The 16,663-nt window shown below is 45.3% G+C and carries 12 protein-coding genes; 1 reads left to right on the top strand and 11 read right to left on the bottom strand.

Annotated elements, in window-relative coordinates; genetic code table 11:
- Nucleotides 1-682: 682 nt before the first annotated feature.
- Entirely contained in the window at nucleotides 683-2,155 is a 1,473-nt protein-coding gene (gene ltrA / locus QWZ07_RS17140) for a group II intron reverse transcriptase/maturase (RefSeq protein ID WP_192853698.1), read from the top strand.
- A gap of 233 nt (nucleotides 2,156-2,388) precedes the next feature.
- On the opposite strand, the gene QWZ07_RS17135 is transcribed toward ltrA, so the two are convergent.
- From QWZ07_RS17135 to rsxC, 11 genes are all read right to left on the bottom strand, one after another.
- Nucleotides 2,389-4,554: an AAA family ATPase gene (locus tag QWZ07_RS17135; RefSeq protein ID WP_061040159.1), complete on the bottom strand. Its 2,166-nt coding sequence runs from the start codon at nucleotides 4,552-4,554 to the stop codon at nucleotides 2,389-2,391.
- Nucleotides 4,551-4,988, bottom strand: a complete 438-nt coding sequence (locus QWZ07_RS17130) for a VPA1267 family protein (protein ID WP_061038808.1) — start codon at nucleotides 4,986-4,988, stop codon at nucleotides 4,551-4,553. The genes QWZ07_RS17135 and QWZ07_RS17130 overlap by 4 nt, the downstream gene beginning before the upstream one ends.
- 42 nt (nucleotides 4,989-5,030) lie before the next feature.
- Nucleotides 5,031-5,453 (bottom strand): hypothetical protein, encoded by a 423-nt coding sequence (locus tag QWZ07_RS17125; RefSeq protein WP_192853668.1) that lies wholly within the window; start codon nucleotides 5,451-5,453, stop codon nucleotides 5,031-5,033.
- Between the two features lie 10 nt (nucleotides 5,454-5,463).
- Entirely contained in the window at nucleotides 5,464-7,788 is a 2,325-nt protein-coding gene (locus tag QWZ07_RS17120; protein WP_225998503.1) for a hypothetical protein, read from the bottom strand.
- Entirely contained in the window at nucleotides 7,785-9,431 is a 1,647-nt protein-coding gene (locus tag QWZ07_RS17115) for a hypothetical protein (protein WP_192853669.1), read from the bottom strand. Before QWZ07_RS17115 ends, QWZ07_RS17120 begins: the two co-directional genes overlap by 4 nt.
- Nucleotides 9,428-10,756, bottom strand: coding sequence for a site-specific integrase (locus tag QWZ07_RS17110; protein WP_192853670.1), 1,329 nt, complete (start codon nucleotides 10,754-10,756; stop codon nucleotides 9,428-9,430). Before QWZ07_RS17110 ends, QWZ07_RS17115 begins: the two co-directional genes overlap by 4 nt.
- Before the next feature lie 113 nt (nucleotides 10,757-10,869).
- Nucleotides 10,870-11,505: an endonuclease III gene (gene nth / locus QWZ07_RS17105; protein WP_061038813.1), complete on the bottom strand. Its 636-nt coding sequence runs from the start codon at nucleotides 11,503-11,505 to the stop codon at nucleotides 10,870-10,872.
- Between the two features lie 206 nt (nucleotides 11,506-11,711).
- Complete coding sequence (locus QWZ07_RS17100; RefSeq protein WP_004734044.1) at nucleotides 11,712-12,404, bottom strand: electron transport complex subunit E; 693 nt, start codon at nucleotides 12,402-12,404, stop codon at nucleotides 11,712-11,714.
- Nucleotides 12,404-13,033 (bottom strand): electron transport complex subunit RsxG, encoded by a 630-nt coding sequence (gene rsxG, locus QWZ07_RS17095; RefSeq protein ID WP_017098008.1) that lies wholly within the window; start codon nucleotides 13,031-13,033, stop codon nucleotides 12,404-12,406. The genes QWZ07_RS17100 and rsxG overlap by 1 nt, the downstream gene beginning before the upstream one ends.
- Before the next feature lie 12 nt (nucleotides 13,034-13,045).
- Complete coding sequence (gene rsxD, locus QWZ07_RS17090) at nucleotides 13,046-14,092, bottom strand: electron transport complex subunit RsxD (protein ID WP_017105543.1); 1,047 nt, start codon at nucleotides 14,090-14,092, stop codon at nucleotides 13,046-13,048.
- Nucleotides 14,092-16,656 carry an electron transport complex subunit RsxC gene (gene rsxC, locus QWZ07_RS17085; RefSeq protein WP_192853671.1) on the bottom strand — a complete coding sequence of 855 codons (2,565 nt, stop codon included), beginning with the start codon at nucleotides 16,654-16,656 and terminating at the stop codon, nucleotides 14,092-14,094. Before rsxC ends, rsxD begins: the two co-directional genes overlap by 1 nt.
- Between the last annotated feature and the right edge of the window lie 7 nt (nucleotides 16,657-16,663).

Genomic DNA, 16,663 nt, shown 5'->3' with positions numbered 1-16,663 from the left:
TATAAAGTGCTTACTCTCAGGAACATCACTCATCACAACATTATTTCAGGTATAGCAAATAAGTATGAATAGTAGATTGATGGGCAATTGTTCTAAACAGCTTTGGGGCGTGCGACGTGAAGTCGTATGAAGCGCTGTTCACCGCTAAACGAGTGAACCATCTGTATCACCAGATGAACCTAGGAGCCTGAATAAAGTAGCGGCTTTGACAATGTAACGAAGGTTGGTATTTTCCAATCGGGATTGAAATCGTGAGATAACGATCCTCCTGATAACCACAACATCGGGTGAGTGCTAGGTAGTCAGCATGATGAACATAAGTGAATCCGCGTAAGGTGCGTTATGTTGTGAAACAGCGGAAGTGGTTAATACGCTGTAGCCAAAAGGCACGAGAGTCGGAAAGAGATTGCCCCATGCTCTTTCGTGATCATTGAACTCTCCGCACCATAGCGGGCATCTAAACTGACATTGCGTGACATACGGAACACGGTAAGCCTGTATCTCTCCCTACGGGAAAGCCCCTGTGGCCGATAGTGATGCGGGTAGAGGAGGTTGGAAAAAGCAAAGGCTGCATTGTAATGACGCAGATACAGGTTTATGCCTGATCACGAAAGTGAGCCCACTTCCAACTGGTCTCTCGTTGCGAGAGAGTTTGAAGAACTTTATTAAGGAAGAAAAGCAAATGACGATTTCGAATGAGATTAGTGCATCTTCTGACAGTGCACTGTGGCAATCCATTAACTGGAAGGCCGTAGAGGCGAACGTCTTAAAGCTTCAAATGCGTATCGCAAAGGCAACTAGAGACGGTAAACACGGCAAAGCAAAAGCATTGCAGTGGATACTGACTCACTCTCGCTCAGCAAAACTTCTTGCTGTTAAGCGAGTTTCTCAAAATAAAGGCAGTAAAACGCCTGGAATAGACGGCGTTGTCTGGAATACAGACACGCGTCGTATGAAAGCAGTAAATCAACTGAGTCGGAAAGCTTACCAAGCGAAACCACTCAGGCGTATCTATATCCCCAAAAAGAATGGCAAGCTTCGACCTCTGGGCATCCCATGCATGATAGACAGAGCACAACAAGCACTACACCTATTATCGCTAGAGCCTATATCAGAAACAACTGCCGACCCGAATAGTTATGGCTTTAGAACAAATCGTAGCACGGCTGACGCTGTCGACCAGTGCTTCAAGTGTTTGGCTTTAAAGAAATCGGCTAAATGGGTTCTTGAAGGAGATATTAAAGCTTGCTTCGACAAAATCGGGCATCAATGGCTTATGGATAACATCGCCATCGATAAACGGATGTTGGAGCAATGGCTAAAGTCAGGCTTTGTAGACAAAGGGCTGTTTTACGACACCGACGAAGGCACTCCTCAAGGCGGAATTATATCCCCCACCTTGATGTTGATGACGTTATCGGGTCTCGAACAGCGCATTAAGTCTACCGCGCTTAAGAAAGGAGCAAGAGCTAACTTTATTGGATATGCCGACGATTTCGTCGTCACTTGCGCTTCAAAAGAAGTACTCGAGAACGATATCAAACCGTTGATTGCTGATTTCTTAGCGGAAAGAGGCTTAACATTATCCGAAGAGAAAACGCACATTACTCATATCAACGATGGCTTTGATTTCCTAGGTTTTAACCATAGGAAGTACAAAGGGAAATTGCTCATTAAACCGAGTAAATCTAACACTTTGATGTTCTTGAGTAATCTGCGTGAACTCGTCAAAACGCACGTAACCTTACCAGTGAATGATCTTATCAAACTGATAAATCCGAAACTTAGGGGGTGGTCGAATTACTACCGACACTGCGTTGCCAAACAAGTATTCGGATATGTAGGCCACAAGCTATTCCATACATTGTGGCACTGGGCAAAAAGGCGCCATCCAACAAAGTCTAAAACTTGGATCGCCCTAAAATACTTCATCAACCGAAAAGGCCAGTGGCAGTTTCACGGTTGGCAGAAGATCATGGATATGGATTGCCAGTTCAATCTCTTCCAAATAGCCAAAGTGCCAATAGAAAGGCATGTGAAAATCCGAAGTGCAGCGACACCCTTTGACCCTCTTTACCAAGAATACTTGGTAAAGAGAAAATCTAAAAGGCTAGCTCGTAACTCTTGGAACGAACCTGCTTCGACTGCTTTATAAGTTGCTGGGTATCAAACGATGCCTTCGTGGAGGCTTGAGCCTAGTGCAGTGAAAGTTGCACGCTGGGTTCTTAGGGAGACGGCACTTGGTAACAAGTGTCGTCCACCCGACATTTTTGATTCAGAATGATTTGTGAAACAGCCTGTTTCACAAATAAATCTCATGATGGTTTCATGCGTTCTAAACACGTCTTGGGGCATAAACGAGTTTTAAATACCTACTGCAACAAAATACTACTGCAACAGCTTTTCCAGGTAACTGTTCCTCTTATGAGAGTGGCTAAGTGCTTCGGTAATCTGCTTCATTTCCTTGCTACTACCGACAATATGAATTTCACTTTCAGCCCTCGTAATTGCAGTATAGAGCCAAGCTCTATCAACTATTCTTCCTTTTTGCAGGGCGATAATGATGCGCGGGAACTGTGATCCTTGAGCTTTGTGCAAGGTGATTGCATAACCCAACTCCATGCAGTCTAGAACGGTTTGTGTTACCTCGACCTTTTCACCCGTATCCAGTGTTACTTCACCGTAACTGTCACCAGAAGGCTTGACGCTGGTTAGAGTGCCAAGAGAGCCGTTCTGAATGCCTTTCTCGTAATGATTCTGCGTGAATAAAACCGCATCATTCAAGCTAAGTGGTAGAAAGAACTTGTCGCCATTGATTTCGAATTCAAGGCTATCGCTGTTTGGATTGACCGCTTGTTGGGTGAGTTTATTAATTTCTGATACGAGCGCCTTGGTTGGAGCCATGACACGACTGCTTTCAGGGGACTCTTGGTAAAGCTCACAACAGACTTTGGCAATGTCTGTTGTGCTGGTTTCGTGAAAGTGTATTGTCCCCGTGCTTAATTGATCAGGTATCACACCTTGATTGATGAGCATTGAGTATTCAGGGATACCCGTTGAACCTTCCTGTCTCTTGACGATATCCAGCATCGTATTAGCCACCGTTTTTGCTTTAACGATATCTGCCAGTACCTTACCACAGCCGATCGGTGGTAGTTGGTCCGGGTCGCCAGTGAATATCAATCGTACAGAGGGATGAATGTGATTCACAAGGCGATACATCGTCGGCAAGTCAATCATGCTCGCTTCATCAATCACCAGTAGATGATTCGGCTGCTCAACACTTGGCTCAATCGGTTCCTTACGAAGTAACTTAGCAATAGTTGAAGTGATAAAGCCGATTGACTCATGTAGCCTCATTGCAGCGCGACCACTGAGCGCAACCGCGTGTATCTCAAAGCCGAGTTGACGGTAAGCCCTGAGAGCCGTTCTAAGTACCGTTGTCTTGCCAGTCCCAGCACCGCCAGTAATGCAGCTTACAGAGTTGTCCAGGCATGTTATTGCGGCCTCGATTTGCTTGGAGGTTAAGTCATAGGGCAGTTCCGCAGCCGCAGAGCAATAGGCAGCATTGGCGTTTTCATCAAATAAGTCATTTCGCTTAGTCAGTGCATTAAGCCGTTTGGCAACGACACTTTCCATCAGAAGTTGCGCCGTTGGGTGGTAGGCTCCTGTGTCGGGATTTAAAATATACTGAGCTTTATCATGGCCGGATTGGAACGACTGAGTGACCAGTGTTTTGTCTTTCAATAGTTTGTTGAGGTAAGGGCGCACATTGGCATGAGTGGTATAGGTGTGACCTTTTTCAATCTCTTTGCGAATAGACATTTCCAGAGCCGCGCTGAGCCTTCTTGGGTCATCCTTCGCAACATCGCTCTTAAAATCCGTTGCCTTGATAATATCTTCAATGGCACTGAACGAAAGACCAAAGCCCATCAAAGCATAAGGATTATCTTTAATTACCTCTATAGAGGCTTCACCGTGATGCTTGAGCAGCCGTTGCTGCACACTGGCGGGGATGTTGTGCTCACTCATCCAGTTGCAATGTGCCAGATTTTTATATTTGGCGTACCCCTTAAAGAGCGCTTCCACTGAATCGTCACTCAGAATCGATGTTAGACGCTTTCTAGAGTCTGGGATGTCATTTTGCAGTGTGGCATGGAAGTCTTTACCTAAGAGCTGCCAGAGCGCCCTAGCTTTGCTTTCACCAATGCCTTTAAAGTCAGTTTCTCTTGCGATAAAACGAATGAGTTGTTCGCCAGTTTCGGGCAGCATGCATTCAACATGCTTGGGTGATTCATACGTGTGCTGCTGCATGACATAATCACCCATCTCCATATTTTCTATCTGGCGAGCGCCTTTGACTGACCAGTGCTGACCCAGCGTTGGAAGCACAGGGATACTATCGGGGTCGGCTTTGATTGTGACGTAATACTTCCCACTATTAGTTTTGTAAGAGTCTTTCGCCAGCGGTACACCGCTGAATATCACCATCTTGTTCGAGCGATAAGGGATACTGGTGACACGCATTTGGTCTTCATGCAAAGCGCTATTCATCGTGGCATCAACCCCATTTCGGATAAAGTTTCAGATAGCTCACCAAAGCGCTCAAGTCGCTTTTCAAGCTCCCTGACCTTGGCTTTCAATTCAATGTTCTCAGCTTCTAATGACGACACCCGTTTTGAATCGAGCAGCTTTCGATTTGCTGTGTTGTCGTAGGCTTGAGGTTTGCCCTCATTTTTGTTGGCAGCGTCGCTCAACGGTGGCAGGACACCTTTGCCGCGCAGTTTATCTTCTAAGGCTTTGAGCGCTTCTTTGAGGGCAGGGTTTTGGTTTAACGCCGATTTTCCACAGCCGATGCCCTTTGCCACCTCGTTTCGATTAAGCTGACCTCGGAACATGATTTGCTTAAAGTCATCGTCCGTCTGTGTGGCTTTCCACACTTCAAATGCTTCCAAGTTTTGCTGTGCTTTCTGCTGACCACTTGCCATGTTATCTCTCGCTATATCGTAATTCGAGGTTTAGCTCTATTTCTACTTATTGCTGCGCTCAACGTCTTGTAAGGTCTTTTGAAACACATCCATGACACTTGGGTTAGTTTTGCCTATGCTGGATAACTTTTGAATGAAAGCCTGAAGCTTACCAATCTCTGACTGTGCGACCGTAAGTTGCGCTTCCAGCTGTATCACCTTTTCTGCTAAATCCACGTCTTTTTGCAAGTAAGTAAGCAATTCCTTGTTTTCAGGCGAAACAGGCTTGCCCCTTAAAACTTGCTTTTTCTGCTTGTACTCGTGCTTGATATTGGCGTACTTGTCGAGCGTTTGTCTCGTTGTGGCAATACCTAAGCTGGATTCTATTTTTGTGACTAATAAATCCCAGGTTAACTTGCCTTCCCAGCTTCGAATAAGGGCCTGTATGGAAATTTGTTGGTCGGTTTCTAGTGATTTAAGTGCCATATTGTTTACCCTAGAGTGAGCCCAAAAAGCCTAAGAAATTATCTGTGGCTTTATCTCTTTTATTGTCGTTTTTTGCCTCAATAGCAGCTTGCAGGGCTTGCTCGGCATCAGGCAACGCTAACTTTTGCTCTTCCACCGTTTGGGTCTCTAAATTAGTGATTCTTATGCTGTTTGAACGAGCTAGCAATCGCACCATACGACCTTCTTCTATTGCCTCATCGGACAGCACTTCAATGAGTTTTTTTAGCATGCAAGTATTGCGATAATGGGTTTTGTACCACTTGTGCTGCCCTTCACTTGTTTCAAAGTTGATAGACGCCTGAACCCTTTCCAAGTTGTGCGTTTGCACTTTCAAATCCTTCTGGAGTAAGTCGATTGCCTCCCTATCATGGGTTACATGACAAGAAGATGAGCATAACGCACATTGCGTTTCAAACTCCGACATATACGTGCAGGGTGAGAGGGCAAGGTTTTGATCGCAAAAGCCTGTCTCATGAACAAAAGTCGGCGTTTCATTGTCGATAGCCTCATTAAATTGTTCCATGGTCGAGATACGAAGCTTTAGCTTATTTTCGACCTCGCTTTCTGGTTCATTAGAGTAAGAGATATCCCCAATGACAGAAGCGTTTTGAGCGTCAGTGGTATGGATATAGGTCAGTGTCTGCTCGGCGCTCTTTCTGCCTGACAACATAGAAATAAGGTGGTGAGGCAGTCCTTTTTTCGCAAGAAAATCATTTTGCCAATGGCGCAGTTGGTGCGGCTTGAGCAAAAAGCTGGATGAGAACCCGTGTCGCTCAAAGAGCGTAAGCCGATTTTTATTGCCTTTGATTAGGTCGTCAGAAAAGAGGCCACTTAGCGAGCTTATAGGCACTAAAAGGAAGGGGTGTGTCACTTTGCCGCCAAACTGCTTTTGTGTGTAGGCAAATAGTGCGCTCTCAAAATCGACATGCTTAGTTTTATGCCTGTTGTAACCTTTTAGGTGAGATTGATTCATCTCGATGGTGTGATTCTGAAACTCTGCCACGGTGGGTTCTTTCTTGCCTGCTGTGTACTTATCGTATTGAGACTGAATTGCGGAATTACTTCCTGTAAGCGCTTGAGAGTAAGGACAGCGTTCCTTAAACACCAGTGTGTCGAAGGCTTCAAGCTGTGCAACGGGCTTGATGAACTTTGGATTATGCGGGTTTCGTACATCTGTTTTGTCGGTTGCCCCTTTTGTGTCAGGTGTAACTCGCACACATTTGTCACTACCGTCAAAAAAGCCTAGCAGCAAGCCAAGATGTAATAGGTTGGTTGATTTGCTCATGGAAGGATTAAGCAGGGCAATATTCTCATCGCTGGGCTTAAATTCACCGAGCACTTCTTTTAGAGGGCGGTTCGGCTTTTGATAGAACCGAGCCAGCGCTCTTGCAGGCTCTGTAGCGAGAATTGTGTAGTGCAAGGCTCTGTCTAAGCTATCGACCATTTCTGCATTAATGTGGTTTGCATTATCCTTGTACCCCTTCGAACCTCGCCAGTTGAGGTAATGCACCGTTTTTTTCTTGCCATCGACAACTTGTGTGTGAGGCTTTATGCGTTGCACTGTTAAAAGCACTTGCTCTGCGCCGATTCGATTGGGTGAAGCCATGCCAAGTGCTGCCATTGTGCAACTAAAGCTGTCTCGCTGCTCTTGCGTTGGTAATAAAAGAGGTTGCCAAGCCTCAACATTTTCCTTGTCACCATCCTGATAGGCTGGAATAACATCATAGAAGATAGCCCCGAGCGCCAGTAATGCGTTTTTCGACGGAAGCTTGTTTTGTTCCGCTTGCAATGCATCATCGCCACTTTTACGGCTAACTGTTTCGTTGGTAGTATTGATGTCGGGTTGACAGCTTTTCGCGAGCATTTTATGTTGATGCAGCCAGTTGATAAAAGGTGTTAAGTTAGCGCTGTATGTCATCAGGTTGATGGCAGATTGAATCCTTTCAAGGGTGGCGGTCGCGATATTCTCATTTAGGTGGCAAAGGAAGAGTCTTGCGGCTGTGATTTTATTTCTTTTAGAGTTTATAGATACGTTTTCTTTCAATATATCAAGTGTATAGGTAAATAATAAGTCATGCGTCTCAGGTGCTAATCGATCCTCGTCCGTGAAGCGCGTTCCCACGTTTGGCTTATTTCTATTTAGATTACAAAACAAAATATTCTGGGCTCTGTTGTCACTGTCGGTAAACGTGACAGTAATATCCTCCCATGATGCAGGCTCACCTTGAGCGTTGGTAAATCCAATCAGAGGCTGCGCTTTCTTTTTGGCGACGTAAGCGTGTTGATTATCAATATAGCGGTTAATCTGACTCATTTGCACTCTCCCACTTTCATGGTTTGTCGTTCTTCGCACAGCATAATTGTCACTCTGATATAGAGAATAATGGTTTGCAGTCGTTTAACCGTAGCGGGGTGGCCTGATTGACTATTAATCGCCAGTTTACGCTCTGCCTTATCTAAATATTGCTGATGGTTTGCGGTTTCCAAAGGTCGAAAGTTATCACAGGGATAGCACCCTATTGGGGCGGCTCCCTTTGATTGACAGCTTGAGCAGTTAGTCGGGTTAAGTTTGTGTCCCATCTCTTCATCAAACGGGCTTTTCACCTTAAAGTCAGCGTGTTGCTGTAATTCTTTCGAAGATACGCTATCAAAACGTTGTATGACACTGTTACCCGCAAAGGCTTCGTCAATTTTGACTCGTTCAGGCGCTTTTAAATCAAGGTAATTTTGTATTGCTTCTATCGTGACACCTGTAATTGCAGCAACTTGCGCAGGGCTTAACCCCATCCAAGCGGCGAGGGTTAACTGGGTATGACGCCAGCGATTGTTTTTAAATTCAAGAGGCTGATGAACGAGGCGATCACTTTTAATATCGAGCTTTTTATTGAAGAGGTAAATAATGCTGCTTCTAAGAGAACCTGAAGAGGTGTGAAATGCTTCGGATGTATCGCTCACGGATTGAAAGAGACTCTCTTTTGTATCAAATTTCGCGGAGAATAAACTTTGGTCTGGAAACAAGGGGAGTCGTTGCATCAGCTCTTTTGTTTCACTCTCAGAGAGGACAACGCCGCTCTTGCTCAATGAAGCGCAAAGGAAGGTTTCGTACACTTGGTAATACTGAAGCAACAATTCAGACAGATTTGGCTCCAAGCGATGAGAACGTGACTCGGCATCGACTCTAAACGCTCCATTTTTACCTTTGAAGGTTCGTAGGTGCAATTGCTCTACGTCAGAAAAATGATGCTGTGTTAAAGGCTTCCAATCACGGTTGCTTTCTTTGTGCGACTTAAATGTTTGACCCACACGCAAAAGGTCACACCATTTAATTTTAACCAGTTGCGTAGGTCTTCTGACAATGGCCACCATCAACTGACAAGCCAGAACGTTTCTTAGGCGAGTGAAAGGCTTTGCTGTTGCAATCTCACTGCTGAGTGCATGGAGGGTTTCAATTCTTAGTGCTTCAAGAAGGTTATCACGCTCGATTTCACTGTAAGCCCCCGTTGTTTCATTAAGGATATTTTTTGAGCCACCTTGTCTGCCTAAACTCTCATTCTTAACGAGGTCATAGAGCGGAGTAAGAAGACTGCTGCTGTACTCATGACTTCGTTTGCTAAATGTGAATAGGGCATCTTTTATTTTCTTTTTATAGCCTGTGAGCGTTAACCACCACGCCTCAAAAGTCGTTGGCTCTAAGTAATCGCAAATGGTTTTTAAGGTGCTGACATGCCCATTTATGCTTAAATAAGCATAATGTTTGGCAGCGTGCGCGATAGCCAGTCGTAGGTCGAGAAAGGCTTCGCTATCTAACGCATTCATCCAGCCAAGGTTAAGCAGCTTCTTGTAGCCAAGCAACCATTCATCAGAAAAGAGATCAAACTCGTAACCCGTTTCTTTTGATTGAAAAGTTCGTTTACCTTCATAGCTTTTTTTTAAGCTTTTAAGTTCAGCGCTGTTCATTTGCTACCTCTCAGGTTGGGTACGGATTGGCTCAAGTTCTTGGATGAAATTTCAGCTACCGTCATGGCTAACTGGAACTCGTTGTAGACTGATGCCATTTTTGAATCTTCTACCCAACCCATTGCATATTTGCGAAGGTCTTCGATTTTATCCGGTGAGAACCCTTTGGCTTTGGCTTTGTTTTCAAAGATTTCATTCCACTTATGACGAAGTAGATGTGGATGTAGTGCTATCCCAACACAATCTCCAATCGTCTTAATGACTTTGTGAATTGCGTTGTAAGACATTGGCTTTCCGATAGTTCTTCCTTTTTCTGAGATGAAAACGAAATCATGTTCATGAGAGTTTGGTGTACTTTTGCGCACTGTTTCGATGTAGAGCTTAATCAGCTTCATTAAATCGTGAGAGATTGAAACAGATAATGCTTTTGTTTTGTTTGCAGCGGGAAGACGCCTTGTGTCCGTAGGGTCATCGGGGGTTCGGGTGAGCAGGAATCTAGGATTGTCCCAATCGTCCACTAAATCACTCACTTTCAATTTCAAGACAGCCCCAACACGAACACCTGTATCAATCAATATCTGAGTGATAATTTGATTTCGAAGCTTGCTCGACTTGAAGGGGTTGTTTGAAGAACGCTCTTGAATAACCTCTAATAAATTAAAAAATTTATCGGATGGAATGACCGATTCAAGGGGATCTTTTGTGATGGTATTGTCTTTTCGGGAGCTAGAAATTGCTGTACTGATGTAGAGTTTGAATTTATTAAATTGGTCATCCGTGGAGATTTGCTGTTCAGTCTCAGCTTTATCGTAGTGATGGCACACATATAAAAATTCAATGTAGGCTTTAAGACGGTTGAGGCGTTGATGAAAAGTATGCGCTGATACTTCTGGTTGACTGTTGGTTGTCGCATGGATTGCATCCCTAATTCTTTTATCGCTAAGGCTAACTACAGTGCCGCTTTCGCTCTCATCCTCAGTGTCCACATAGAATTTACAAGCACGAATATAACCGTCTATTTCCTCGATAGATAGAAAAGAGCCACTTGCTACACGCTCGACAAGGTCAATGTTCTTTTGCATGAAGAAGCAGTACAAAAATTTCAACTCATAAGCATATTTCTTTCGAGTGTAGAATGATGGTGACTGTTTTGATTTCCCCTTTTTTGAATTCACCTTTGAAAGTGTGGACTTATGATTGCCATTGAGATAAGCGTTAAGGTACAAGCAGCAAGGTAGACCACTCCCGCGAACAACTACGGGAAAAGAAGCGTTATCTATATCTTTGTATATCCTAACTTGAATACTTTCACTCAAATCAATCATTACAAAGCTCGTTGTCAGTTACACATAAATATACCATATGTGCTTTTTTAATATTTGTAAAGCAAAAAAAAGGATTCCAACTGGAATCCCTATCTTTATCGCACGTTAGTTCTTTACGTTTTTTTTGGTGGGGAGTACTCACACAGGTCTTCAATGATACAGCTGCCACAGCGTGGTTTACGCGCGACACAGGTGTAACGTCCATGAAGAATGAGCCAATGGTGGACATCTAATTTGAATTCTTTGGGAATGACTTTGAGCAGCTTTGCCTCAACATCGTCGACCGTTTTACCCATCGCTAACTTGGTGCGGTTTGATACACGGTAGATGTGAGTATCAACGGCAATGGTTGGCCAACCGAATGCAGTATTTAACACTACGTTTGCTGTTTTGCGGCCTACACCTGGAAGGGCTTCTAACGCAGCGCGATCTTCTGGTACTTCACCATTATGTAGGTCAAGCAGCATACGACACGTTTTGATGGTGTTTTCTGCTTTCGAATTAAATAGGCCGATGGTCTTGATGTACTCTTTTAGGCCGTCGACACCTAGGTCGAAAATAGCCTGTGGAGTATTAGCCACAGGGTACAGCTTATCAGTGGCTTTGTTGACGCTGACATCGGTTGCCTGCGCAGATAAGAGCACGGCGATCAGCAACTCGAAAGGGCTGTTCCAGTTAAGCTCAGTTTCTGGCTTTGGATTGTTTTCTCTTAAACGCTCAAGTATTTCTACTCGTTTTACATTATTCATAGCGACATTACTTTCAAATAGTTAGGGCTTGAGTTCCGGCGAAGTTCTTTCAAACTTACTCGTTTTAAAATAACAAGTTCCGCAATGGTTCAGGCTTTATCATCGGTTACGCGCTCTTATGAGCGTCATTATTATGTGTGCTTGGTCAATCTATTTACCTGCTGAGCGGTTGAGCTACTCAGCAGGATTTAAGCTACTGTAACTTATCAGGCATTGGTAACGCGAGCGCGTTCAATGGCTGGTTTTTCTTGTTTGGGCTGTCTAGCTTTAGCTTGGTTGTCGATGATGTTTTTCAAAGCAATCAAGAAACCAACACCAATAAAAGCACCGGGTGGTAGTAGGGCTAACAAGAAGCTGTTATCAAATTGGAATATCTGGATTCGTAATACCGAAGCCCAATCACCAAGGAGCAGGTCTGCGCCATCAAATAGGGTTCCGTTACCAATAACCTCACGCATCGCACCTAATACAACCAGTACCGATGTCATGCCAAGGCCCATCCAGAAACCATCTTGAGCAGCCGGTAGCACTTCGTTTTTAGACGCGAACGCTTCAGCTCGGCCAATGATGATACAGTTGGTTACGATCAGCGGGATAAAGATACCCAAAGAGAGGTAAAGGCCATACGCGTAGGCGTTCATCAGAAGTTGAACACAGGTTACCAGTGAAGCAATGATCATCACGAATACTGGAATACGTACTTCTTTTGGCACATGGTTTCGAACCAGAGAAACAGACACGTTCGACCCGACTAATACAAGCAAGGTAGCGATACCTAGTCCAAGAGCATTAGTCACAGTTGAAGAGACAGCCAGCAGCGGACATAAGCCAAGGAGTTGCACTAGGGCAGGGTTGTTGGCCCACATGCCATTTTTAATTAGTGTTTTATGGTCACTCATTATTCACCACCACAATTTAGAGGTTGAGCAAGCAATGCTTGGTTGTTTTGGTTCACGTACTGCACCGCTTGCTTCACTGACTTAACGACAGCTCTTGGCGTAATGGTTGCGCCAGTAAACTGATCAAAGTCACCACCATCTTTACGAACTTTCCAACGGTCAAGATTAGAATCCGTCACTTGCTTACCAGCAAATGAGAGAATCCAATCACTCACTCGTAGATCAATCTTATCACCCAATCCCGGAGTTTCTTGGTGGGAAAGAACGCGAGTACCTAAAATCGTACCGTCGATTTTCATCCCAACAATGACCTTAATCGCTCCGTTGTAACCATCTGGTGCAATCGCTTCGATCGCAATCGCGCTTGGTTCACCATTGAGTTTAGCAATGTAAGCTGGCATCGCTTGTTCAGTGCCTAGCTCTTCGGCTTGAACCAGAGTACAGGCTGAAAACAGTTCATTATCGTGCAGATCGTGCGGGATAACTTGGTTAAGCACGGACAGTAACTGAGCCTGTTCTTGCTGCTTAATCTGGTCTTTGGTCAGGTAGTGAGTTACCGCTACCAAACCTGTTGAAGCACACGCAAAAATCGCGAGTACAAGGCCATTTTTCTTAATTGCATTTAGCATGGTATCCGCTCCTTAGTGGCCGTATGTACGAGGTTTGGTGTAGTAGTCAATCAGTGGAACACACATGTTGGCTAACAATACAGCGAACGCTACGCCATCAGGGAAGCCACCCCAACTGCGGATAATAAAGACTAACCCGCCAATCAGGGCACCAAATACCAAGCGACCTTTCACTGTTGTCGAGGCTGAAACCGGATCGGTTGCAATGAAGAATGCACCAAGCATGGTTGCGCCAGACAATAGATGAATGGTTGGAGAAGCGGTTTCACCTGGCGTCAACACTAAGAACACTAGGCTAAACAGCGCAAGGCTAGCAATAAAAGCGACTGGAATATGCCACTGAATCACACGTTGTTTAATGAGCACTAAGCCGCCGACTAGGTAGGCAAGGTTAACCCATTCCCAACCCACACCAGCTAACCAGCTGAATTGTGGTTGAGACAGAGCTTCAGAAGCGGTGTTGCCTGCCGTCAATGCCGTTTTGAAGGCATCAAGTGGTGTTGCCATGGTGGTGCCATCAATACCAAGACGCGCTTGCTGCAGAGACAAACCTTCATTGTTGAAACCGGTAAAGATCATCAAAAATGAGTCAACAAAGCTCGTTGCTTCAGCGGTTAAGCTGGTCGGCGCATTCCAACTCGTCATTTGAACTGGGAATGAGATCAGCAAAACAACGTAAGCCACCATCGCCGGGTTAAATGGGTTTTGTCCAAGGCCGCCATAAAGGTGTTTTGCGATGATGATAGCGAAGAACATACCTATGACTAGAATCCACCACGGAGAGTGTGGGGGAATCGCGACACTGAGTAGCCAAGCGGTCACAACCGCACTGTAATCACGCAATGCCATCACTGGTGGACGTTTTCTTAGCAGCATTACAGCGGCTTCAAAGGTAACAGCAAGTGCAATAGCAAATACCAACTGGATGAGAGTACCCCATCCAAAGAAGTAGGTTTGAGCTAGTAGACCTGGCAATGCACAAATAGCGACCCATTTCATGAGATCGGGGGTGCTTCTACGATTGTGCGCGTGCGGTGAGCTGGCGATAAAGAAGGCCACTACTCTTTCTCCTCATTATTCTTTTTGTCTTGCTCTTGCTGCGCCTTTCTTGCTTTAGCACGAGCAATCGCTGCAGCAACCGCTGCTTTTTTAGGGTCGACTGGTTCTTGTTGAGTCTCAGTCTTAACTTCGGTCACAGGCTCAAGTATTTCTTCTGTCTCGGTCTGTTTTGCTTGCTGTGCTTTCTTCGCTTTAGCGCGAGCTATTGCTGCGGCAACGGCCGCTTTTTTAGGGTCGACTGATTCTTGTTGAGTCTCAGACTCAAGTTCAACCACAGGTTCGGACGTTTCTGCTGTTTCGTCTTGCTTAGCTTGCTGCGCCTTTTTGGCTTTAGCTCGAGCTATTGCAGCAGCGACAGCAGCTTTTTTAGGATCCACTGGTTCTGATTGAATTTCAGCTTCCACTTCTATTTCAGGAGCGATTGCTTCTGCTTCGACCTGTTTAGCTTGCTGTGCTTTCTTCGCTTTAGCACGAGCAATAGCGGCAGCGACAGCATCTTTCTTAGCGTCACCTGATTTTTCAACCGGAGCTTCAGAAGCTGACTCTGTTTGCTGAGCTTTCTTAGCTTTAGCACGCGCGATAGCTGCAGCGACGGCATCTTTCTTAGCGTCACCTGAGTTTTCAGCTGGAGCGTCAGAAGCCGATTCCACTTGTTGAGCTTTCTTTGCTTTAGCGCGAGCGATGGCTGCAGCGACAGCATCTTTCTTAGCGTCATCTGATTTTTCAACCGGAGCTTCAGAAGCTGATTCTGTTTGTTGTTCTTTCTTGGCTTTAGCACGAGCTATTGCAGCAGCGACAGCGTCTTTCTTGCCATCACCAGAGCTTCCTGTTGGATTATCAGTAGCTGCTTGCTGTGCTTTACGTTCTCGTGCTTGTCTCTTACGTTCTTCACGTAGTTTCGACATTTCAGAGTTATCAGGTTCAGAATTACTCTCTTTTTGAGCAGCAGCTTGTTTCGCTTTAGCGCGTGCAATGGCAGCAGCAACTGCAGGTTTTACGGTTGGCTCTGCGGCTGTGTCTTGATCTGCCGTCGCTTTTTGAGCTTTAACACGTGCGATAGCAGCAGCAATTGCGTCGTCACCGTCGGCCGATTTCATGTCTTTACGACGATTATCCGCGGCTTTTTTGAAGCGGTTTTCACGTTCTGCTTTGTCGCGCTCCATACGAGCGTTTTTCTCTTCGAAACGAATCTTGGCGCGCTCTGCAGCTGTTGCTTCGTCTTTTCTTGTTTTGATTTCAGCTTTCGCTTGGCGATAGTATTGAACAAGAGGGATTTCACTTGGGCAGACAAACGCACAAGCACCGCATTCAATACAGTCTTTAATATTCAGCTCTTCACACTTATCTAACTCGTTGGCTTTTGCATGCCATTGCAGTTGTTGAGGAAGAAGTGATGCGGGGCAAGCTTCGGCACATGCACTGCATCGAATACATTCCATCTCGTAAGTGCTTGGTGAAATCTCACGACGCGTTGGCGCTAAAATACAGTTCGACGTTTTGGTAATTGGCACATTGGCATGTGGCAAGGTAAAGCCCATCATAGGGCCGCCCAAAATCAAACGCGGCAGTTTTTTATCCGCTTTGTAGCCAAACTCTTCTAGTAACTCGTGTACTGGTGTACCTAATAGTGCCCACACGTTACGAGGTTGCTTAAAGGTTTTACCGGTTAAAGTTACCACGCGGTTAACTACGGGCTCACCGTCGATTACCGCTCTCTTAATTGAGTAAAGCGAGCCGACGTTTTGAACCAAAACACCAATGTCTGCAGGAATGCCGCCAGCCGGAACCTCTTTATTGGTGAGGATCTTGATGAGCTGTTTTTCACCACCAGAAGGGTATTTGGTTGGGATAACGCGAATGACGATATCTTTGTCTTTTGCTGCAATCTCAAGTGCTTTTATCGCGTCTGGTTTGTTGTCTTCAATGCCGATAACCGTCAGCTTTGGTTGAAGAATGTGTTCAACTACTTCGATGCCTTTTAATACTTCGTCGGCATGTTCTTGAAGCAACTTGTCATCAGAGGTGATGTAAGGTTCACACTCAGCAGCGTTGACGATCAAAATGTCGGTACGACCTAAGCCCGATTGAAGTTTTTTAGCGGTGGGGAAGCCTGCGCCACCCATGCCTGAGATACCGGCTTGGCGAATTACATCAAGCAGTTCATCGGATGTTTTTGTAGAAAAATCTTCAACCGGGTGTTTTGCAACCCAAGCGTCGAGGCCATCAGGTTTAATAACCACGCACACGTCGCTCAAGCCTGAAGGGTGAGCGGTGGTTCGTGGTTCGATAGCGGTAATCACACCCGATGTTGGTGCATGTACTGGCAAAGTAAAACCAGTCTCTAAGGCCGTCAGTTGTTGACCTTTGAGTACGGCATCACCGACAGCAACCAACAAGTTACCAGGCTTACCGATGTGCTGTTTCACTGGAAGAACGATTTCTTCTGGGAGCCTTGCATGCACGATGTCAGTAGTATTCGACTGTTTCTTGTTTTCAGCAGGGTGCACACCGCCCGGGAAGTTCCAAATAGAGCCCGTGCGAATTTGTTCAATTAAAGAGATCATACTAACC

Origin of the sequence: Vibrio lentus, from assembly GCF_030409755.1 — a bacterium.
Lineage (GTDB): Bacteria > Pseudomonadota > Gammaproteobacteria > Enterobacterales > Vibrionaceae > Vibrio > Vibrio lentus.
This window is presented reverse-complemented; position numbering and strand designations above follow the sequence as displayed.

Coding starts and splice junctions, on each gene's coding strand:
- ltrA (WP_192853698.1), top strand. CDS start 683: ATGACGATTTCGAATGAGATTAGTGCATCTTCTGACAGTGCACTGTGG.
- QWZ07_RS17135 (WP_061040159.1), bottom strand. CDS start 4,554: ATGAATAGCGCTTTGCATGAAGACCAAATGCGTGTCACCAGTATCCCT.
- QWZ07_RS17130 (WP_061038808.1), bottom strand. CDS start 4,988: ATGGCAAGTGGTCAGCAGAAAGCACAGCAAAACTTGGAAGCATTTGAA.
- QWZ07_RS17125 (WP_192853668.1), bottom strand. CDS start 5,453: ATGGCACTTAAATCACTAGAAACCGACCAACAAATTTCCATACAGGCC.
- QWZ07_RS17120 (WP_225998503.1), bottom strand. CDS start 7,788: ATGAGTCAGATTAACCGCTATATTGATAATCAACACGCTTACGTCGCC.
- QWZ07_RS17115 (WP_192853669.1), bottom strand. CDS start 9,431: ATGAACAGCGCTGAACTTAAAAGCTTAAAAAAAAGCTATGAAGGTAAA.
- QWZ07_RS17110 (WP_192853670.1), bottom strand. CDS start 10,756: ATGATTGATTTGAGTGAAAGTATTCAAGTTAGGATATACAAAGATATA.
- nth (WP_061038813.1), bottom strand. CDS start 11,505: ATGAATAATGTAAAACGAGTAGAAATACTTGAGCGTTTAAGAGAAAAC.
- QWZ07_RS17100 (WP_004734044.1), bottom strand. CDS start 12,404: ATGAGTGACCATAAAACACTAATTAAAAATGGCATGTGGGCCAACAAC.
- rsxG (WP_017098008.1), bottom strand. CDS start 13,033: ATGCTAAATGCAATTAAGAAAAATGGCCTTGTACTCGCGATTTTTGCG.
- rsxC (WP_192853671.1), bottom strand. CDS start 16,656: ATGATCTCTTTAATTGAACAAATTCGCACGGGCTCTATTTGGAACTTC.